The 20,761-nt window shown below is 68.6% G+C and carries 12 protein-coding genes and 4 pseudogenes; 8 read left to right on the top strand and 8 right to left on the bottom strand.

Going from position 1 to position 20,761, the window contains the following annotated elements; all coding sequences use genetic code 11:
- The 4 genes from AB0K00_RS22170 to AB0K00_RS22185 form a co-directional block, all read left to right on the top strand.
- On the top strand, positions 1–535 hold a 535-nt coding region (locus AB0K00_RS22170; RefSeq protein ID WP_363523386.1), incomplete at its 5' end, for an ROK family protein.
- A 160-nt stretch (positions 536–695) separates the two neighbouring features.
- Complete coding sequence (locus tag AB0K00_RS22175; protein WP_363523387.1) at positions 696–2,576, top strand: hypothetical protein; 1,881 nt, start codon at positions 696–698, stop codon at positions 2,574–2,576.
- A gap of 217 nt (positions 2,577–2,793) precedes the next feature.
- Positions 2,794–4,632, top strand: coding sequence for a hypothetical protein (locus AB0K00_RS22180; protein ID WP_363523388.1), 1,839 nt, complete (start codon positions 2,794–2,796; stop codon positions 4,630–4,632).
- A 38-nt stretch (positions 4,633–4,670) separates the two neighbouring features.
- On the top strand, positions 4,671–6,089 hold the full coding sequence (locus tag AB0K00_RS22185; protein WP_363523389.1) for a glycoside hydrolase family 95-like protein: 1,419 nt from the start codon (positions 4,671–4,673) through the stop codon (positions 6,087–6,089).
- 192 nt (positions 6,090–6,281) lie between these two features.
- On the opposite strand, the gene AB0K00_RS22190 is transcribed toward AB0K00_RS22185, so the two are convergent.
- The 3 genes from AB0K00_RS22190 to AB0K00_RS22200 all read right to left on the bottom strand — a co-directional run bounded on the left by AB0K00_RS22190 (position 6,282) and on the right by AB0K00_RS22200 (position 9,998).
- On the bottom strand, positions 6,282–7,358 hold the full coding sequence (locus AB0K00_RS22190) for a glycoside hydrolase family 6 protein (protein ID WP_363523390.1): 1,077 nt from the start codon (positions 7,356–7,358) through the stop codon (positions 6,282–6,284).
- Between the two features lie 390 nt (positions 7,359–7,748).
- Positions 7,749–8,843, bottom strand: a complete 1,095-nt coding sequence (locus AB0K00_RS22195; protein ID WP_363523391.1) for a sulfite oxidase — start codon at positions 8,841–8,843, stop codon at positions 7,749–7,751.
- Between the two features lie 168 nt (positions 8,844–9,011).
- Entirely contained in the window at positions 9,012–9,998 is a 987-nt protein-coding gene (locus AB0K00_RS22200; RefSeq protein WP_363523392.1) for a glycosyltransferase family 2 protein, read from the bottom strand.
- Positions 9,999–10,131: 133 nt separating this feature from the next.
- On the opposite strand from AB0K00_RS22200, the gene AB0K00_RS22205 reads away from it, so the two are divergent.
- The 4 genes and pseudogenes from AB0K00_RS22205 to AB0K00_RS22220 form a co-directional block, all read left to right on the top strand.
- On the top strand, positions 10,132–12,537 hold the full coding sequence (locus AB0K00_RS22205) for a hypothetical protein (RefSeq protein WP_363523393.1): 2,406 nt from the start codon (positions 10,132–10,134) through the stop codon (positions 12,535–12,537).
- A 25-nt stretch (positions 12,538–12,562) separates the two neighbouring features.
- Positions 12,563–13,261 carry a class I SAM-dependent methyltransferase gene (locus AB0K00_RS22210; protein ID WP_363523394.1) on the top strand — a complete coding sequence of 233 codons (699 nt, stop codon included), beginning with the start codon at positions 12,563–12,565 and terminating at the stop codon, positions 13,259–13,261.
- A 14-nt stretch (positions 13,262–13,275) separates the two neighbouring features.
- Positions 13,276–13,905 (top strand): methyltransferase domain-containing protein, encoded by a 630-nt coding sequence (locus AB0K00_RS22215; RefSeq protein WP_363523395.1) that lies wholly within the window; start codon positions 13,276–13,278, stop codon positions 13,903–13,905.
- A 315-nt stretch (positions 13,906–14,220) separates the two neighbouring features.
- Positions 14,221–14,530: pseudogene (locus AB0K00_RS22220) on the top strand (IS5/IS1182 family transposase); the annotation flags it as partial.
- 49 nt (positions 14,531–14,579) lie between these two features.
- Here AB0K00_RS22220 and AB0K00_RS22225 read toward each other — a convergent pair.
- The 5 genes and pseudogenes from AB0K00_RS22225 to AB0K00_RS22245 form a co-directional block, all read right to left on the bottom strand.
- Complete coding sequence (locus AB0K00_RS22225; protein ID WP_363523396.1) at positions 14,580–15,128, bottom strand: hypothetical protein; 549 nt, start codon at positions 15,126–15,128, stop codon at positions 14,580–14,582.
- 207 nt (positions 15,129–15,335) lie between these two features.
- A pseudogene (locus AB0K00_RS22230) lies at positions 15,336–15,934 on the bottom strand (IS6 family transposase); the annotation flags it as partial.
- 124 nt (positions 15,935–16,058) lie between these two features.
- Positions 16,059–17,042, bottom strand: a pseudogene (locus AB0K00_RS22235) (WD40 repeat domain-containing protein); the annotation flags it as partial.
- Positions 16,973–17,782: pseudogene (locus AB0K00_RS22240) on the bottom strand (hypothetical protein); the annotation flags it as partial. The pseudogenes AB0K00_RS22235 and AB0K00_RS22240, both read right to left, overlap by 70 nt.
- Positions 17,783–18,061: 279 nt before the next feature.
- On the bottom strand, positions 18,062–20,698 hold the full coding sequence (locus tag AB0K00_RS22245; RefSeq protein WP_363523397.1) for a LuxR family transcriptional regulator: 2,637 nt from the start codon (positions 20,696–20,698) through the stop codon (positions 18,062–18,064).
- Between the last annotated feature and the right edge of the window lie 63 nt (positions 20,699–20,761).

A 20,761-nucleotide genomic window follows, 5' to 3' on the forward strand; every position in this document is an offset into this window, starting at 1 on the left:
GCCACCAGCGCGACGGCAGCCGCCCGTCGGGTCGTGGGTCCTCGACCCGGGTCCGGCCGGCGAGGGCGACGCCGGCCCCGCGTCCGCGGCCGCCTCCCCCGGGCGCGGCGAGGTCCCGGCGTCCGTGGCCGCCTACCCCGTGCCGGCCACGACGGCGCTGTCCACCGCCGTCGACGAGCTCGTCCGGCGGGCCGAGGCCGAAGACTCGCGGGCGATCGCCGCGCTCGCCGACGCCGGCAACTGGCTGGGCATCGGCGCCGCCGCCGTGTGTGCGATCCTCGACCCCCGCCTCGTCGTCCTCGGCGGCCACTACACCCGGCTGGCGCCGTGGATGCTCACGTCCGTGCGGAGCTCGTTCGACGCGTCCCTGCTGGTGACCGAGGCCGACCCGCCGCAGATCGAGCAGTCCGTCCTCGGCGCGTGGGGCTCGGTCGAGGGCGCGGCGCTGGCGGTGCTGGAGCAGATGCTCGACGGGATCCGGCCGCTACCCATCGCCCTCCATCAGCCGCTTCAAGATCGGGAAGCGGCCGGGTAGCAGCGAAGTATTTTTGACGCCTTGGACAACAAAAATGCCGCCAAGGTCTTGCGGCGGCACATCCGGCGGGTTCACCATCCCCGATAGGTGCCGTCCGGGCACTTGCGACCGCTCCGCCACAGCCGTCGCCACCCCCGCCTTCGCAAGGAGAGTCCCTCCGATGCGTCTCAACCGCCCGAGAACACTCGCGGTCACCCTCTGCGCTGCCCTGATCAGCACGTGGATCGTGACCTCCGCCAGCCCGGCGGCCGCCGCCACGGTCGCCCAGGTCGGCCCCAACCCGATCGTCATCACCCCCGGCACCGGCTCCGACGACCTCGTCGTGCTGATGGCCTCCGCAGCCGAGCGCACCTCCACCATCACCGTGCACAACGAGGGCGACGTGGCCAAGAACCTCCACGTCGAGCACTTCACCACCGCCGCGGACTACCTCGCCTGGACCGTGTCGGTGCCCGCCGCCGCCTCCTACCGGTTCGCCGTGCTGGTCAACGCCTCCGCGGGCCAGCAGTTCAGGCTCGCCGTGCGCGGCACGAGCACGGCGGTGCCGTTCACGACCGCCGGCGGTTGGCTGAAGATCGACGTGGGTGCCCTCGCACTGCCCGCCGGCGCGAGCACCGTCGAACTGCGCCGGACCGGCACCATCAGCGGCGACGCGCAGGTCAAGTCGGTCGAGCTCATCCGCTCCGTGGACTACGCCGCCTACCAGGCGCGCATCGCCTCCCGCCGGGCGGCGGCCAACCTCAGCTGGCTCCGGCAGGCCAAGTACGGTCTGATGTTCCAGTACGGCTCGTGGGGCTTCCCCAGCGGCGGAGGCCCGGCCAAGAGCCTCGAGGCGCAGGCCAACGACTTCAACGTGGCGGGCTTCGTCAACACCGTCAAGCAGACCGGCGCCGCCTACGTCATCTGGTCGTTCAGCTGGTGGGGCTACCGGCCCGACATGCCCAACACCGCACTGGACAACATCATGGCCAACGGCGGCGCCTTCACCGCGCAACGGAACCTGATCGGCGAGATCGCCGCAGCGCTGCACGCGGAGAACATCCGCTTCGCCCTGTACTACCACGAGGGCAAGGAGGAGTCCGCCTTCTGGCAGAAGCAGAACTTTCCCGCGTCGTTCGCCGGTACCGGTACCGGCGACCGCAGCACCTTCTTCACCAACTGGAAGAACATCGTCGGCGAGATCGGCCAGCGCCTGGGCACGAACCTCGACGGGTTCTTCTTCGACGACGGCATGGTCTACTACCCGGCCCGGTTCGAGGAACTCGAGACCGTCGCCCGCACCGGCAACCCGTCCCGCACCGTCTCCTGGAACAGCTGGGTCTACCCGCGCTTCACCGAGTTCCAGGACGTCTGGTTCGGCGAGCTCAACACCGGCCAGGGCACCCCGCCCGGAGCGCCCGCCGGCGGCAACGGCATCCTCACCGCTGGGCCGAACCAGGGCCTGCTGGAACACGGCATGTTTGCCATGGAGAGCGACTGGGGCATCCACGGCCGGGGCCAGCAGATCGGCGGCACGAACTTCGACAGCAACTGGGCGATCGCCCGCGTCACGGCGGCCGCCGCCCGGTCCGTGCCGCTGTCGTTCAACATGATGATGTACGAGGACGGCACCGTGTCCGCGCAGAGCCTCGGCGTGCTCAGCCAGCTCAACAGCAGCGTGCGCGGCACGCCGTCCGGCCAGTTGGTCAACAACACCAACCCGTCGATCACGTACACCGGTGCCTGGTCCGTCTCCAGCGGCCGCGGCGTCGGTGACTACCTCGACGACGTCCGCTACACCACCACCAACGGCGACGCCGTGTCGTACACGTTCACCGGACGTGGCGTGGATCTGGTGACGGAGAAGTTTTCCGACCAAGGCAACGTCGACGTCTACCTCGATGGCGTGTTCCAGCAGACGGTGAACACGTCCAACCCGACTCGGCTCGCTCAGCAGACGGTCTACTCCAAGAACTGGACCGCGTCCGGCAGTCACACCATCAGGGCCGTGAAGCGGGATGGCCGCTACATGCTCCTCGACGCGTTCAGGGTCCGCGCGTAGCACGGCCGACGCTGCCGCGCCTCCATGGCGCGGCGGCATCGCGACACTGCCGCGCCTCCTCTGCGCGGCAGCACCGTGACGCTCCGCGCCGGATCGAGCCGGGCCCGGTCGCGGACTGCCACCAATCTCTACTTCACCGGCACGCCCCGGTTGCAGACCGGCAGGCCCCGGTTCCGGACCGGCACGCCCGGTTCCAGGCACGCAAGAGGAGGAATCAATGAAACCCCCGAGATGGAGAGTTGCGGTCACCGCTGCGACCATCGTTTTGTGCGCGGCGGTCGTGCAGATCGTGATAGCGGAACCTGCCCCCGTTCTTGCCAGTGGGACGCCTGTCTTCAACCCGGACTACAACCAGCTCGTCTCCCGGTCCGACCTCACGCAGACCGGAATGATCACCTCCGGCCCGCAGGGCATGCCGATAGCCAACGGCAAGTTCGGCGGTCCGGTCTGGGAACCGACGAGCAATGTCCTGAGTATGCAGGTAAATCACACGGATACGTTCGTTGCCAACGATGCCTCCGCCAAGGCAAACAACAGCGGCGGCGGCCTCGGAAGGATCAACCTGGATTTCGGCGGCGCCGTCTTCAACTCGGCGACCACCCAGCGCCTGTCCCTCTACGATGCGCTGCTGAACATTGACGGCAATCTGCTGAACGCCAAGGTGATCGCGAAAAACGACTCCGACACCGTTGCCATTCAGATCACCGACAACCGTCCCACGCCAACCCCGGTCAACATCGATCTGAAAATGCTCAGGGCCCCCTCCGTGAACACCGGCACCGGCGGCGCCAACCACGCGGTGTCCACGATCAGCCAGGAGCCGGGCAACATCATCGCTCTCAAGCAGGTGTTCTCCGAAGCCGCCTCCACCGGTATCACCAGCAACAACTTCTACTGCAGCACGGCCGTGGCGATCAAGGTTCAAGGTCGCACAGGAACGACGAGCACGGTGGACTCGCAGACCGTCCGGTTGACGGTGCCCGCCTCCGCCGGCACGTTCACCGTCCTGATCGGTGGCGACACCAGCATGAACACGGCCACCGACGTGAAGAGCAACGCGATCGCCCAGGTCAACACGTCGTCCACCTACAGCTCCATCTTTGCCTCCAACCAAGCCTGGTGGCACAACTTCTGGTCCAAGTCCTACGTCTACCTCCCCACGCAACTGAACTTCGAGAAAAGACGCACCTACTACATGTATTTGGCGGCGATCTCGAACAGAGGCAAATACCCGGGCAAATTCAACGGCTCCATCTGGATCGCCGAGGGCGACACCCGAGACTGGGGTGGCAGCTACTGGAACTGGAATCAGGACTCCCTGTATCAACCTTTCGACGCCGCCAACCACACGGAACTCAAAGATCCGCTGTTCAACATGAGAACGTCGAACCTGGGCAGATATCAGACTGCGGCGTCACAGATGTGGGGCAGCCAAGGCGTCTTCATCGGAGAGACCTCCGGCTTCTCCGGATTTGAAACGCTGCCGACCTCGACCGCCAACGACCTGAAAACATTTCTCACCTACCAGGGGCCCAGAACATCCGCTCTCAATGCTTTCGCCGGCAACAGGGACGGTCTGCTGTCGACCTGGAGCTGGGCGGGTAGCGCAGTGGCGCCGGCATCATGGGTGGTACACACCATGGTTGCCACGCAGGAGACGGCCGAGTACTTCTGGCAACGCTACCAGTACACCAAGGACCTCGCGTTTCTGCAGAATGTTGCCTACCCCTTCATCAAAGGCGCGGCGGAATTCTACCGCACCTATCCCGGCTTCACTTTGGACGCAGATGGCAAGTACCATTTTCACAACACGAACCTGCATGAACACATCTGGGCCGGCACGGACGTCATCGACGATCTCTCCCTGGCCAGGGGTATATTCGCGGTGGCGATCCGGGCATCGCAGCTGACCAACCAGGACGCCGCACTGCGACCGCTGTGGCAGGACCGGCTCGACAAGATTGCCCCCTTTCCGCTCAGCAGCCAGCCGGGAGCAATCGGGGGGTTGACCTCCACCGGCCCACCTGGGCGGAAGGCCGCCAGCCGGCCGCGTTGACCCGGGACAACTACGGATCCGAGAGCCCCAGGTTCAAGATGCTGGAGAAGTTCGATGTCCTGACCCTGGAATCAAGGGATCAGGGAATGGACGGCGGCGACTGGAACACGGCCATCAACACCTACCTGGCGTCCCCGGGATATTCGAACATCCGCAACAACGGTCAGGCGGCCCATCCCACCAGCAGGTTCCTGGTGGATGCGGCACGACTGGGGCGGGCCAATGACCTGGCGGTCATGTTCCCCGTGCAGTACCGTCAATTCTTCGATACGCCCAACCTGCTGCAAAAGGAATCCGACTACTATTCGGCCCAAGGATACGGAACCTGGTCGGCCGCACTGCAAGAGGCATTGTCGCAGAGTGTGGCCCCGAAACCGGCGCTGGACCCGGTGATCCGGGTGTTCCCCGCGTGGCCGACGGCCTGGGACGCCAAATACAAGCTGCTGGCCAAGGGCGGCTTTGTCGTCTCCTCCTCCATGGCCAGCCAGGATGTTCAGTACGTAGAAATCGAATCGCAGCTCGGCGGCACCGCCAAGGTCAGAAATCCGTGGGCCACCAACGTCGTGCTGTATCGCAACGGCGTGCAGGCCGAAACGCTGTCGGGGTCATTGCTCAGCTTCGCCACGACGGCCGGTGAAACCATCGTCATGGTCAGGCCCGGCACGACCCCTGACCAGTACAGAAGTTCCTCGGTGGTGGGAACGGGCGCAAAGGTCAACGACACGGACAGCAACATCTCCTACGGCGGCAGCAGCTGGGCCTACAGTTCCGGACGGAATTCGGGCGACTATCAGGCCGACGTTCACTACGCCACGGCCAACAACGACTCCTTCCAGTTCACGTTCACCGGAACCGGCGTGGACTACGTAACCGAAAAGAACAGCGATATGGGCCAGATCGACATCTACATCGACGGCGTGTTCCAGCAAACCGTGGATTGCGCCAATCCGACCCGGCTCGCACAACAGGTTGTGTACAGCAAACGAGGCCTGGCCACCGGAACGCACACGATACGGGGCGTCAAGAAGACCGGTCAATACATGCTCGTGGACGCCTTCGCCCCGTCCAACGACGGTGCCGGCGGTGGCAGCACAAAGGTCAACGACACGGACAGCCGCGCTGCCTATGTCGGCGGCACCTGGACCTACAGTTCCGGGCGGCTTGAGGGCGACTATCAGGCCGACGTTCACTACGCCACGGCCAACAACGACTCCTTCCAGTTCACGTTCACCGGAACCGGGGTGGACTACGTAACCGAAAAGAACAGCGATATGGGTCAGATCGACATCTACATCGACGGCGTGTTCCAGCAGACCGTGGATTGCGCCAATCCGACCCGGCTCGCACAACAGGTTGTGTACAGCAAACGAGGCCTGGCCACCGGAACGCACACGATACGGGGCGTCAAGAAGACCGGTCAATACATGCTTGTCGACGCCTTCACAACGTACAACTGACGGCTGGGTTGGCGCTCGGGTCCGCGCGACCCTGCAGGCGGCCGGGCGCTGACTGCCCGCCTGCAGGGTCGTGACCCGTCAGAGGTTCTGCCCGCCGGAGACTTTCGACGTCCTGGCCGGTGATCCAGCGAGCGGCCTTCCTCGGAGACGTGGGTGGCGATCAGGCTCCCGTGGTCTTGTCTTCACCACCGTCTATCGCCAACTCCAGAGGAACCTGAGGAGGCTCAGAAGGGAGCGCCAGCCCAGTGAAGTGGCTGTCTGTGACGGTGCCGGTGAGCTGGCTGTTTGCGATGGTGCCGGTGACGTGGCTGTCTGTGACTGCGCTGGACTGCCATTGGTGGCCAGTTGGTAGGCCACGTCCGGCGAGAATGTGCCCGCACCGCCTTGGCAGCCGTCCGCCTCGCCCGGCGGCTTGATCCACAGGAAAGCGTCCACGGCGGGGTCGCCCGTGTTGAGGGTCGGTGCCTCGCCGATGGCGCGCCCGGCGGGGTCGCACCACTGATCGCCCAATGATCCGCTGCCGTTGCGGCTCGTGTCCACGACAAAGTGCAACTGGGGCGCGTTGAGTTGCGTGAGGACGGCCTTGCCGTATGCGACCTCGTCGGCCGTGCGACGGAAGTTCGACGCGTTGGTGTAGAAGCCGTCCGCGGAGGTCTTCACGCCGGCCGCGACAAGCCGTCGGGCCTGCTCGTCCGGCGAGTTCCAGTTTGAGTGACCGCCGTCAAGGTACACCTTGGCAGCGGGGTTGGCGTCCTTGATGGCCTTCGCCGCGAACGCGACCGCACCGTCACGCTCGGCGATCTTCGAGTCGTCGAGGCAGGTTTGCAGCGCGAGCGCGTCCGGCTCGACGATGACGATCGCGCGCCGCGAGCCCAGTCCCTTGGCGAACTGCTGCGCCCACGTCTTGTAGCTTGCGATGTCCGGGGCCCCACCTGCGCTCGCCCCACCGCAGTCACGGTTCGGTAGTGCGTACATGACGAGCAGCGGCACGCTTCCGGCGGCGTTGGCCTTGCCGACGAACCCCGCGACCTCTGATGTAACGGAGTTGGGCTGGTAGGTGGTGAACCATCGGCCATTGGGCTGGCTTGCGATGCGGTCGCGTATGACGCCCGCTCTGGAGTCATTGGGGTTGGCCGCCAGCCAGCGCACGGCCTGTGACTCTGGGTCCCGGAACAGGACACCGGGGGTGGTCGCAGCCGACGCGCTGCCGACCCAAACCATTGCCCCTGCCGAAGCGGCCACCATGACGCCGGTGAGTGTTGCGGTCACGGGACCGCGTGATCTATTGCCTGACAAGAACGCCTCCTCTCACAGATGTTCTTTCAGGGGAGCGCTCCCATGGGACGGTATCGGCTTACGGGGCAGCTTCAAGCTCTGAGCAGGCAACTTAAGGAAAGTTTCAGATATCCGGCTGCGTAGATAGTCACCCGGATCTACGGTCTACCGCAGTCCGGGGTCGCATCGGGCGTGGTCGAAATGACCAGATTTTCCGTTTGGGGGGACGGTTCGGATCCCGTCGCCTGGCCCCCTCCTGGAACTCGCTCGGAGCGGCCCTCATCCCGGTCCGGCGCCACCGCGAAGCATGCCTGTCATGGATGCCGGCAAATCGGTCAATGCCCGCGAACGCGGCGGCCGCTGCCGGGCGGGCAATCGGGAGCGTCAGCGCGGAGCGCAGGTGAACTGGACCCGACTCCAGGCGTTGTTCATGTAGCCCAGCGGGTTCCAAAGGTGCTCAGCGTGTTCGGGTTGACTGGTCGCGCTGGTGTCCCAGGCCCTGGCCGTGATCTGTGCGGGCCCCGGCGGAAGGTGCACGGTCAGCTGCCACAGTCGCCAGGCCCACGGGCTCGGCGCCGCGGCGAGTTCCGCCTGCTGCCAATGCCGACCGCCGTCGACGGACACGTCGACCCGCGCGACCTCGCGGTTGTCACCCGCGTACGCGTAGCCGCTGACCTGTATCGGGCCGGCGGGCACGGTCTGGCTCTCGTTCGGTGACAGGATCGCGGCGTTCAGGGCGGCCACGCCGAGGGACATGCCTCGTCCAGCAGCGACCTCGGCCGGGTCGGCGTCGGCCGGCAGCAGGAGGTAATCCATTGCCTGGAAGTAGTTGCCGGAGGGATGTTCCTGCGCGGTGATGCGTTGCAGCCACTTGACGCTACGCGCGCCGACATAGCCGGGCACCACGATCCGGACCGGTCCGCCGTGCACTGCGGGAAGCGGTACACCATTCATCTGCCAGGCAAGCAGCGCCTCACCGGCCATCGCCTTCGCAACCGGGATGGACCCGCCGAACAGCCGGGACCCGCCGGGCCGAGGTGCCGCATCCGCTTCAACGAACGCGACATGGCCCGCCCGCGGGCGGAGACCGGTGTGGCCGAGCACGTCGGCGAGCGCGGCACCGGTCCATTCGGCAGTGGAGATCGCGGCGGGCCCCCATGGGGTCTGGCCCGGAATGGGCCGGACGGCACTGAGCTCGGCCCGGCGGTTGCCGGCACATGCCAGCGTGGCCACGACCGTGCGGTGGCTGAACTGCTGCTGGAGCTCAGTCAGGGAGAGCGTGAGGGTGCGGTCGACGAGCCCGCCCACCTCGAGGCGCCACGCATCCGGGTCGATCTGCTGGATCGGGCCGTGATTGCGGCTGTAGAACGTGTCCAGCGGGGTGAGCGGCAGGCGATCGAGCGCGGACAGGACCGGCTCCGCGTTGTACGGATCTTCTTCATGCACGATCGTGTCGTCGCGCTTGGCCCACTGCCCCACGCCGTCAGCGTATCGGCGTACCGGTGCCCGCACCGACGAAACACCCGGTCCGCCTGGTTTATCACCTCAGGTGAACCTGAACGTGACCGGTTGCGGTGGGTGATGGGTCGGCTCAGATCGTACGAGCGTCCGTGTCGCACAGGTGCGGTGATCGTCCACAGTGGACAGCTACCGGATCAGTTGGCCGGGGAGGCGGGGTATGGGGATGTTCTGTTCGGCGGCCGGGCCCGTCATCGCGGTGTCGGCGCCGATGAAGTACGCGGGGCGGCCCTGAATGGTGGTGTAGATACGGCTGATGTATTCGCCCATCAGCCCCAGGCACAGCAGCTGAACGGCGCCGATGAACATGATGGCCAACGACAGGGATGTCCAGCCCGGGACCGTGACACCGCTGATGAACGCGATCACCGTGGCGATCGAGAGCAGGATGCAGAGCACGAAGCCGAGACTGCCCATCCACGTGGCCAGTCGTAGCGGCAGCGCCGAGAAGCTGGTGATGCTGTCCATCGCCAGCCGGACCATCTTGCCGAAGGGGTACTTGGTGCTTCCCGCGACCCGCTTCTCCCGGGAGTAGTGCACCTCGCCGCTGGGCAGGCCGAGCCACGGGATCAGCAGCCGGTACACCGGGGCCTGCTCCGGCAGGCTGCGCAGCGTCTCAACCGCCCTGCGGCTGAGCAGGCGGAAGTCGCCACCGTGCGCGGGGACCCGGTTGCCGACCATTCGGCGCATCAGCCCGTAGTACATCCCGGCGGTCGCCCGTTTTGTGACGGTGTCGGTGCGCCGGTCGTTGCGGACTCCGTACACGACGTCGAGCTGCTCGGACCGCGCCAGCGTCAGCATCTCGGCGATCTTTTCCGGCGGGTCCTGCAGGTCGGCGTCGATGCTGATCACATAGTCGCCGTGGGCACGATGCAGGCCGGCGGTGAGGGCGGCCTGATGCCCGCAGTTGCGACTGAACGTGATCACCCGCAGTTGCGGCCAGGTGGTGCGCATAAGGTGCAGGATCGAGCCGGTCGCGTCGACGCTGCCGTCATTGACCGCGACAACCTCGTAACTTTCCGTTATTGCGTCGAGTGCCGGGCGGAGACGCTCCACCAGCAGGGGCAGCGCATCTTGCTCGTTGTACATCGGCACGATGACAGACAGCAACGGCATTGTACTTTCTCCGTTCCGACAACACTGAGTCGCGACACTACACGTGAAGTCAGTCCGCAGGGATCTCTCATGTTCTGGCGGCTGGCGGTAGGCTGCCGCGCAACGGAGAGCCTAGAGCGGAGTCCATCGACCTATGACCATCGCCGCAGAAGAGACCGACGCGCGGCCGGCCGGAGAGGCCGCAGCACCTGTCCGGCCGCTGAGCCGCCTCCTCGGCTGGCTGCCGGCGGTCCTGCTCGCCGCGATCACCGCGGTAGGCCTGCGAGTCTACGACGTCCCGCTGCCTGCGACCGGGTTGTTCGCCCTTTACATCGGGGTCGGCGTGATCTTGCCGGGCACACTCGCCTGGCGCGCGCTGCGCGGCCGTGCCGGCTGGTTCGTCGGTGACATCGCCGCAGGGGCGGCATTCGGGTACGCGCTGGAGACACTCGCCTATATCGCTGCCCGCGCGGCCGGCGCGCCGCTGCTGGTACTGCTGTTCCCCGTCGTCACCATCGGCGCCTTCCTGGCCGTACCGACCTTGCGGCGACACTGGCGAGGAAGCTGCGATCCGGCGGACCGGACACCGTGGTGGCTCGCCTGGACGTTCAGCGGGATCCTCGCGGTGCTGCTTTTCCGGGCCACCAGAGGCTTCCAGTCACACCTCGTCATGTGGCCGTACAACGGCGTCTACGACCCGGACCCGAGCTTCCATCTGGCGATCATCGGCGACGCCAAGCACCACATGCCGCCGGTGACGCCGTGGGTGGCCGGCGAACCGATGCTGTATCACTGGTTCGTCTACGCGGAGATGGCCGCAACGAGCTGGGTGACCGGAATCCAGCCGGTGGTGCTGCTCAACCGGCTGTCCCTCCTGCCTATGATCGCGGCGTTCCTCGTACTGATCGGGGCGATCGCCCGGTCACTGACGGGCCGGTGGTGGGCGGCCGCACTCGCCCCCGCGGCGACGTTCTTCGCGTTGAGCCCAAACCCGTACTCGTGGCGGTTGCAGGACAGCTGGTTCGGCTTCTCCGCGTTTGACGACGGCTCCGTGTTCACGATGGTGACCTGGACCAGTCCGACCCAGACGTTCGGCATCACGATCTTCGCCGCGGCCATGCTGCTCCTGCTCGAGCTGCTCCGCGCGGACCGCCCGTGGCGGGCTGAGCTGCCCAGATGGGTGCTGCTGGCGACGTTGCTGGCGACGCTGACAGGCGCCAAGGCCACCCTCTTGCCGATGCTCCTCGCCGCCCTCCTCGGGGTGATCGTCGTGCGGCTGCTGGTTGCCCGCCGTCTGGACCGTCCGGCAGCCATCGCCGCCGGCATGGCCGGGCTCGGGTTCGTGTTCGCGCAGCTGGTGCTGTACCGCGGCGCGAACCTCGGACTGAGCCTCGACCCACTCGCGGCCCTGCGGATGTTCTCCGCCGCCGCCGCCAGCAACACCGGCTACTCGACGACGGACTCACCCTTGCGGCGGGTCGCGCTCATCGCTGCGATCACGCTCGTGTGCTGGCTGCTCATGTGGGGCGGGATCATCGTGCTGGCCCGGCGTCGGCGGTTCCTCGAGCCGGGGGTGTCACTGCTGTTGAGCCTCGGCGCGGTCGGGCTCGCGATGTTCCTGCTGCTCGGGCACATCGGCGGGGCGCAGGGCTACTTCATCAGCTCGGCCCGGCCCTACCTGACGATCGCCGTCGTCGTGGGGCTGGCGCACGTGCTCGACGAGCGCCTGACCCGCCGGGCCGGGTTGGCGCTCCTGGGCTCCGCGGCAATCGGCGTGCTGGCCATCTACGTGATCCGGCTCAAGGGAGGCCCGTACATCCCGCGGGCGAATCAGGGGTACAGGCACGTCGCCTGGGCGCTGGTGTGGCCGTACGGCGTGCTCGTAGCCGGTTTCCTGCTCGCCGGCGCCGCGCTCGTCGTGGCCGTGCGGCGTGGCCTGCTCACCCGGAAGCTCGCGGTCGGGCTGCTCGTCGTCCTCGGTCTCGGCACCAGCCTGCCGTCAGTCGGTGACGAGCTGCGGCTGATGGTTGACGCCGGACGCACCCAGGGCTGGCGGCGGCCGCCGGACCGCGCGTACCTGTACCCGAACGACATGACGGGCGCGGGCGCGATGTTCCCGCGTGACGCCGTCACCGTCGCGCTCTGGCTGCGGGACCACTCCGACCCGGACGCGCTCGTCGCGACGAACGTGCACTGCCTGTGGGACCCGGACCCGAAGCCAGGCAACCCGTGCGACAACCGGCACTTCGGCCTCACGGCGATCAGCGAGCGCCGGATGCTCGTCGAAGGATGGGGCTACGTCAGCAGCGCCTACCGAGAGGCGGACAAGGCGGGTGTCCCGCTGTGGTTCGCCCCATTCTGGGACCAGCAGCTGCTCGCCGACAATGACGCCGCCTTCAGCGCGCCAACCGCCGATACTGTCGGCCGCCTGCGTGACCGCTACGGCGTCACCTGGCTGTTCGTGGACGAGGCGCGCGGCAGCGTCGGGACTGACCTGCCGAAGTTCGCGACGCTGCGGTTCCGTTCCGGGACCGCTGCCGTATACGAGATCAACCGCTGAACGGCGGGAAAGGCGGGAATACACGGTGGAAGCCACCGAAGTTCGTAAGCTGGTCGAACTCGAGGACCGCCACTGGTGGTACCGCGAGCGCCGGGCGCTACTCGCGCGGGAGCTGCGCAGGCTCGGCAGCGCACCCGGCGTGGCGCTGGACATCGGCGCGGCCGGCGGCGGCAACAGCAGGGTACTCAAGGCGCACGGCTGGCACCCGATCGCGCTGGAGTACGGCGAGGAGGGCGCCAAAGCGGCGGCCGAGCGTGGCCTGGCTGCGATCCGCGCGGACGCCCGACACCTGCCGTTCGCGTCGAAGTCAATCGACCTGGTGCTCGCCTTCGACATCCTGGAGCACATCGAGGAGGACGACCGGGCCGCCGGCGACATCCATCGCGTATTGCGGCCCGGCGGCACCGCCCTGATCGCCGTGCCGTGCGATATGCGGCTCTGGTCGGCCCATGACGTCGCGGTCGGGCACGTGCGCCGCTACACCCGTGACACCCTCACCACGGTGATCGAGAAGGCGGGCCTGCGCATCGACCGGCTGTGGAGCTGGAACGTGCTGATGCGCCCGGCCGCCGCATGGCGCCGCCGCCGCGCCACCAGCAGCGACCTCGACCACGTTGGCGGCCTGCTCAACGCGACCCTCACCACCATCATCAAGACGGAGCGGTACCTGCCGGTGCAGTCCCTGCCGGGCGTCTCGCTGGTCCTCCGCGCGACCCGCAGCTGAAGGGAAGATCCAACATGCTCGACAAGGCCAAGGACCTGCTCGGCAACGTGCAAATGTACGTGGCGCTGCAGAAGAGCCTCGGCGCCGACCGCCTTCGCTACCGGTGCCTCGAGGCGATCGAACCCAAGCCCGGCGACGCGATCCTCGATGTCGGCTGCGGCCCGGCGTACTACTACGAGCGCCTCGGCGACGTGCGCTACTACGGCTTCGACACGTCGCAGCGGTACATCGACTATGCCCGCGGACGCTGGGGCGACCGCGCGGAGTTCCACTGCGCCGTCTTCACCGAGGAGCACCTGGCGGTGCTGCCGCCGATCGACAAGGTGCTGCTACTGGGACTGCTCCACCACCTGTCCGACGAGCAGTCCCGCGACCTGCTGCACCTCGCCGCCCGCGCGCTCGCCCCCGGCGGCATGGTCGTCACCGTCGACACCTGCTACGAGCCGTCGCAGGGCAAAGTGTCACGGTGGATGTCGAAGAACGACCGCGGCGAGTTCGTCCGCGAGCCGGCAGGCTTCGACGCTCTGGCCCGCGAGGCGTTCGGCGACGTGCAGGGCGAGGTGTGGACCGGGATGACCCGCATCCCGTCGAGCTTCTACGCGATGCGGATGACCGCCCCGATCAACGCTTCCCGCACCGCCTGACGCCCGATCGCCGCCCGACGGCGCCGTCGCACGACGGCGCCGTCCTGGCGTTGACCAACACGGCGTTCCTGCCCACCGGCACGATGCCCAGCCGGCAAGGGCCAAGGGCGCGTACCGCAGACGAACGGCGTACTCAGGCCCGCGATACGCGCTCGACCACGGCGCGCCGAAGAACCGCACTCTCGGCTCCAGACCCTCGCGGTCCGCGGCGGCAGCCACGCGTAGGCATCCGCATCCAGGGCCTGCTCCCTGCAGAACACTGCCGCCCAGCGGCGGAACGCCTCGGACCGGTCGAAGAGCACCAATCGGTGCGACCCCGGCGGCGTGCATGAAGAGCCAGCCGACCACGCGCTCGGCCCGCCTCACGCGGCGGCCTGACCACCATGACCCATCTGGCCTGCGAACAGGGCCAGAAGGTCCTGGCCATGACCCTCACCGCCGGTCAACGCGGCGACAGCAGGCCACCCGCGTTCGATCCGATCGTCTACCGGCAACGCCACGCCACGCCGTCGAATGCGGCATCAACCGCCTCAAACGACACCGCGGCGTCGCCACCCGATACGACAAACTCGCAGTCCGCTGCCAGGCAGTCCTCACCATCACCATCATCAGCGGGTGGCTCTGACCGGATTATGAAACGCGCCCCAGAGGACCTCCGGCGCGGCGATCCGCTGTTACGAAGATGCCGGAGGAGTGCTGCCAGAATTATACGACGGCAGCCCGAGACTGTTCAGGATCGCGTCATGGTGCTCCTCGGCGAAGGTGTACTCCTTGCACGCGAGGAGCGCCGCCCGCACACGTTCCGGATCGACCTCCCCCATCGCGAACGGCATGAACCACGCGGGATCCGCACCGATCGGCCCGCTCGGCGACTCGCCGTCGGCGAGCACCCTGCCGTCGAGCATGGACCGGAACACTCCGTCCTCGTCCTCGAACATCTCGACCAGCATGCCGATGTCCGAGACGTAGCGGTGCACCCGCGCCCCGCCGGCATACATCCGGCACTCAACTACGTCCGAGTCGAACACGAACGTTGTGAACGCCGGCCGTCCGGTCCGCTCGGTGATCTCCATCGCCAGACCCCGCGGCCGGTCCTCCGTGTCCACCAGGATCCGCTCCCCGGCGATCTGCCGGACGGTCGCATCCCGGCCGACCGCCCGGATCACCGCCTCGACGGCATCGAGCGGTGCCGCGACCAGAATCGTCTCGTACGTCGTACCCATGGTCTCTCCGATCAGCGTTCCTGTGCGCCGAGCTCCGCCGCGTCACGCAGCACCACCCGATACGGATTCTGACCCGGGTGCAGATACTGGTCCAGATCGCGGGGCCAGCCCGGGCCGCAGCGCGGGCGCCACCGCCTCGAACACCCGGGTCAGGGCAGCCTCGTCGAACTCCCCGTAGCCCTCGGTGGGGTGCAGTTGCGTTGTCTGTTCGTAGTGGCCGCGTCGAAGGTTCTGCATGAAAGCGTGTCCAGCGATGATCACGGTAGCGGTTCGGTCGGTACGCAGTCCGCGCATCGGTCTGAGACGGTGCTTGAGCTGGCTGTGATCGGCCTCGATCGGATTGTTGGCGTAGCGCTCGACGTGATGCCACGCCGACGGAACCAGTTCGTCGAGCACTGCCGGGTAGACCGGTGCCAAGTCGGTGACCACCTCGCTCGGTGTCACCTTCAACATGGCCAACGCCCGTAGGAAGAACCGCCGAGCCGCAGCCGCATCCCGGCGTGCCGAGACCAGCACATCAATGACCTGGCCGTGCTGGTCGACTGCGCGATAGACGTACCGCCAGACCCGTTGACCTTGACATACGTCTCGTCCACGTACCACCTGTCACCAGGCGAATGCCGGCAGAACCTGACCGCGTCGACCATCAGCGGGGTGAACCGCTGCACCCAACGGAACACCTTGACGTGGTCGACCTCGACACCACGTTCGAGGAGCAGTTCTTCGACGTCGCGGTAGGAAAGGCCGAACCGCAGATACCACCGGACCGCGATCACGATCACCTCCGGCGGGAACCGGAACCCCACGAACGCAGACTGCGGCGGAGAGGGCGGTCGGCGGCTTGGGGTCTTCACTGCTCGAGTCTGCCTCAACCTTGCCAACGGCCAATGGTGTCGGGTCGCCGTGCGGGCCCGTCTGCCACAGCCACAGCGTGCCGTCGGCCACTGCGGCGGCGAGATGCCGGCCGTCCGGGCTGTAGGTCAGCCAGTACACGTAGCTGGTCGGGCCGCGGAGCACTCCTCCCACCGGCCTTGGGTGGCCGTCGACGGAGAGGTCCCAGAAGCGGATCGTCGTGTCGGCGCTGCCGACTGCGAGGGTGCGCCCGTCCGGGGTGAAGGCAACGCTGTAGGCGTAGCCGTCGAACCCGCCGAGGGCGGGGCCGAATTCGACCGGGCGGCGGGCGTCGGTGAGGTTCCACACGTGAGCGTTGCCGTCGGTGTCGGCGGAGGCCAGGAGATGGCCGGCGCGGCTGAACGCGATCGCCAGGACCTGGCCCGCGGCGTTCAAAACGGCGACTGGGGCGTCCGTCGCGGTCGCGCGGTCCCATAGATACACCCGGCCGTCGTCGCCTCCTGCCGCGAGCAGTTGCCCGTCCGGGCTGAATGCGACGGACTCGACGAGAGCCGTCGGCCCGTGCAGGAGCCGACCGGCCGCTGGGTGGGCCGGGTCGGTGACGTCCCACAGCTGTACCGCGCCGGTGCGGGTGCCGACGGCGAGGGTGCTGCCTGTGCGGTCGATCGCTGCGGCGGCCGAGTAGGCAGGTGAGCCCGCCGGGGTGCGGATCGGGGGGCCCGCACGCCGGGGTCCTCTCGGCGCTGTGACGTCCCACAGCTGCAAGGTGCCGTCGTGGCTGGCCGTGACGAGGGTGCTGCCGTCGTCGCTGAACCCGGTGTTGAAGATTGCGTCGGTGCCGTCGGCGACGGGGCGGGCACCGTCCACAGCCGCAGGATGCTGTCGGTGCCGGCGGTGAGCAGCGTGTCCTGGTCGCGGTAGCTGACCGCGGTGACCGGGGTCGCGTGGGGCAGGGTCAGGGTGGTTGCCGCGGTGGCGGTGTCCCAGATCGTCACGGTCTTGTCGGAGCTGCCGGCGGCAACGCTGGTGCCGTCCGGGCTGAAGGCGACGCTGTTGATCCACGAGTTCGGGCCCGTCAGCGGATTGCCCCGCGGGCTGGGCCGGCCGGGATCGCGCACGTCCCATAGCCGGACGCGGGCGTCGCTGCCGCCGCTGGCCAGGGTGGCCCCGTCGGCGGCGAACGCCAGAGCGAGGACCGTTCCGTCGGCGGCGCCGACGGGCGGGCCGGCCGGCAATTGCGCGTCGGTGCGGTACAGCTCCACGCGGCCGGTGCTGCCGCCGGCGGCGAGCACGCTGCCGTCGGGGGTATACGCCAGCGCGAACAGCGGCCGCATGGACGCGGTCACCGCCGCTCGGGCGACGGGCGCACGGCTCGGGTCGGCGTCGTCCCAGAGCCGGATCACGCCGTCGAACCCGGTAGCGGCCAACAGCCTGCCTCCGGAGCTGTATTGCGCCGCCTGCAGGGCGCGGGGGGACGCCAGCAACCTGGTCACCGTGGGTTCGACGGGCGCGTCGAGCAGGCTGGAGCGGGCCTCCGTCGTCGGCGAGATCCGGTATGCGGCAAGACTGAGCTGCTTGGCCAGCGCCGGATCGTAGTCGCGCAGCCGCTGCGCCTGCCCAGCGACGAGCCGGGAGATCGCCCGGTCGCGTTCGGCGATGGCCGACTGCCGCTGGCTGAACCCGTATCCGGCGGCCGCGACGGCCGTGACCAGCAGGGCCACCAGCGCGGCGACGACGCCGTAGACCCCGACTCGCGCCGGCAGCGGCAGCCCTTCCACGGCATATCCGGTCAGCACGAACATCGCCCGGCGCCGGCCAGGCTCACCAACACAATGAGCATGCCCGTGTTGATGTATCGGTTGCGCTCGGCCCGGTTCAACAACTCGGGGCTCGCGCCAGCACACCAGATCAGAATCCGCCCACGTCGTGATCTTTTGTCAGCCGGTCGGCACAGACAAGGACCCAGCGGACCGGATCGCCGCCGAAAGAGCCACCCGGTCCTGTCAGCAGTGGAATGGGCCGGCGGAGCCGGCGGCGGCATGCGGCTCCAAACGATTGCGGCCGCTGCCGTGCCGCGGCGATCAGTCGGGTGGCTGGTTCGCCTCCGGGTTCTGCAGGGCGTCGGCGAGCTGGCCGCGCTGGCGGATGCCGAGCTTCTCGTAGGCGCGTTGCAGGTGGTTCTCCACTGTGCGGACGGACAGCACCAGCTGCGCCGAGATCTCGATGTTGCTCAGGCCGGCGGCGGCCAGCGCGCAGATCTCCTGTTCCCGCCGGGTGAGGACGGTCACCGGTGCCGGCTCGTCCAGCCACCTCGGCCAGTGCCCGTCGCAGCGGGCCCGCAGCTCGGCGATCCGCCGGGTCAGCCGCCCCCCGGTGCGCTGGTCCGGGTCGGGCCGCGCCTGTCGCGCCCGCACCGCCGCTTCGAGGGCGAGCGCGGTGTAGTCGCGGTGCTCCCAGGACAGGCTGAGCTCCTCGAGCTGGTCGGGGTCGCCGGCGGCGAGGGCGTCGGCGTAGTCGGCGAACCAGGAGAACAGCGGGCTGTCCGACATGTCCGCGACCCGCCGGGTCTCGGCGGCGACCTCGACGGACGGTTCGATCCGGGACCACAGGTGCAGCGCCTCCATGGCCGAGGCGACGACGCCGGATGCGGTGAACTGCTCGGCCAGCTCGCGCAGGACCTTCACCGCGTCGGTGGGCTGGCTGGTGCTGGCCAGCAGCAGCGCCTTCGCCAGCCGGGCGTAATCGCCGCTGCGGCTGTCCGCGGGCAGCAGCTCGTCGACGGCCTGCAGCGCACGGGTGGCGCGGTCGACCTGCCCCTGGTGCGCCGCCCACCAGGCCTGCATGCTGAGGATGTTCGCGCGGATCGGGAAGAGGGTCAGCGCGTCGGTGACGGCGAGCGCCTCGTTGGTCCACCTCCCGGCCTCCGCGACCCGGCCGCGGTCGCCGTGGCAGATGCCGACCATCATGGCGATCAGGCCCACCCCGTCCGGCGAGCCGTGCGCGACCGCGTCCTGGTAGTACCGGTCGGCCAGGACAGTGGCGTCCGCCAGCTGCCCGCACATCACGAGTGCGTGGATGTGGCACGCCTGGGCCGCGGCTCGCATCGTCGGCCAGGCCGACTGCGGTGATACGGCGCCGGCCAGCTCGGCCGCGGCCTGTTTCGGTGCTCCCGCGTACGCCAGGACGAACGGCAGCAGCGGGGTCAGCGCGAGAGCCAGCAGAGGCTCCTGCGGCGGCCGCTGCAGCGCCGCGACGACCACGGCCGCGGCGTTGATGTCGGACTCGTAGAACACCGCGATGCCGGCCTCGGCGACCAGCATCTCCCCGTGCACCTCCGCTGGGAGCCACTGGCGCGCCTTCTCCAGCAGCGACAGCGCGACGTCGGGCTGCCGCAGCCCCCAGAACAGGTTCAGGGCGCGCAGCGCCGCCGCCCGCGCCTGGATCATGGGGTCGCGCAGCCGCTCGTACGCGGTCGCCAGTAGCGGCTCGGCCTCCTGGGAGCGGCCCAGCGCCACCTGCGCCCGGCCCAGGTACCACGCGCCGAGCGGGCCGGGGATGCTGCGGGCGAGCCGCTCGGCCAGGGCGGCGCCGCCGCGGTCCAGGGCGGCCTCGGCGGCGGCGAGCACGTCGGGGAGGTCGACCGGGAGCTCGGCCTCGCACCGCCAGGACATCACCCGGATGCGGTCCTGGACCGACGCCATGTCGTCCTGCATCGCCCCGACGAGCTCGCGCAGCAGCCGCCGGCGGCGCAACGGTTTCGTGCGGGCGCGGATGGCCTCGCCGAACAGGGGGTGGCCGAGCCGCACCAGGACGCCACGGCCGTCGTCGACCAGCCTGATGAGGCCCCGCTCCTCCAACCGCTCGGCCACCGCCGGTGCGACGAGCCGGTCCAGCACGGCGGGGCGCAGCGGCTCGGCGTAGGCGACGTATGCCAGCGCGGCGGCCTCCTCGTCCGACAGGACCCCGACGGTGAGTTCGACCGCGTCGTACAGCCGCGGTGTTCGCCGCCTGCCGGGCCGCCACTTCCACACGCCCTCCTGGGACCGCAGGCTGCGTTCGGCGATGGCGGCCCGCAGCGTCTCCCGGGTGAAGAGCGGGTTGCCCAGCGTGGTGCGCCACAGCGCGTTGAGGGCGAGGCCACTGACCGGGCCGCCGAGCACCGCCGTCACGAGCTCGTCGTGCCCGGCGCGGTCCAGCGGAGGCACGTCGATGCGGTCGAGCCCGCCGGCCCTGCGGACCAACGCGACGACCGGCGTGTTGACCGCGTTGCTGCGCACCGTCGCGAGGACCCTGACCACGCCGTCGGTGAGCAGCCGCTCCAGCAGCGCGGCGGAGGCGTCGTCGAGCCAGTTGACGTCGTCGACGCCGAGCACGACCGGTCCGGCTGAGCCGGGCGGGCCGCTCCCGGTGAGGCGCTGCCGCGCCAGCTGGAACGCCTCGGCGAGACCGGCGCCAGCCAGTGGCGCGAACCCGGGGACGGAGCCGAACGGCACGTCCTGCCACGACGGGGTCGCGGTGATGCGCAGGACGCCGGCGCCGCGGCCGTCGAGCTCGTCGAGGGCCGCGCCGAGCAGCCGGCTCTTACCGACACCGGGATCTCCGGTCAGCAACACGCCGGCACCGGCGCCGGACAGCATCCGGCGCACCGACGCCAGTTCGTGGACCCTGCCGACGAGCCCGTGGATCGGCGGTGTCGGTTCCCTGTCAGTCGTGCGCAAGCCCGTTCCTCCCGGTACTCAGTTGCCGCCGCCGGCGCCAGAACCAGGCCGCCAGCGGTGTCC

It is taken from the genome of Dactylosporangium sp. NPDC049525 (assembly GCF_040676755.1).
Classification (GTDB): Bacteria; Actinomycetota; Actinomycetes; order Mycobacteriales; family Micromonosporaceae; genus Dactylosporangium.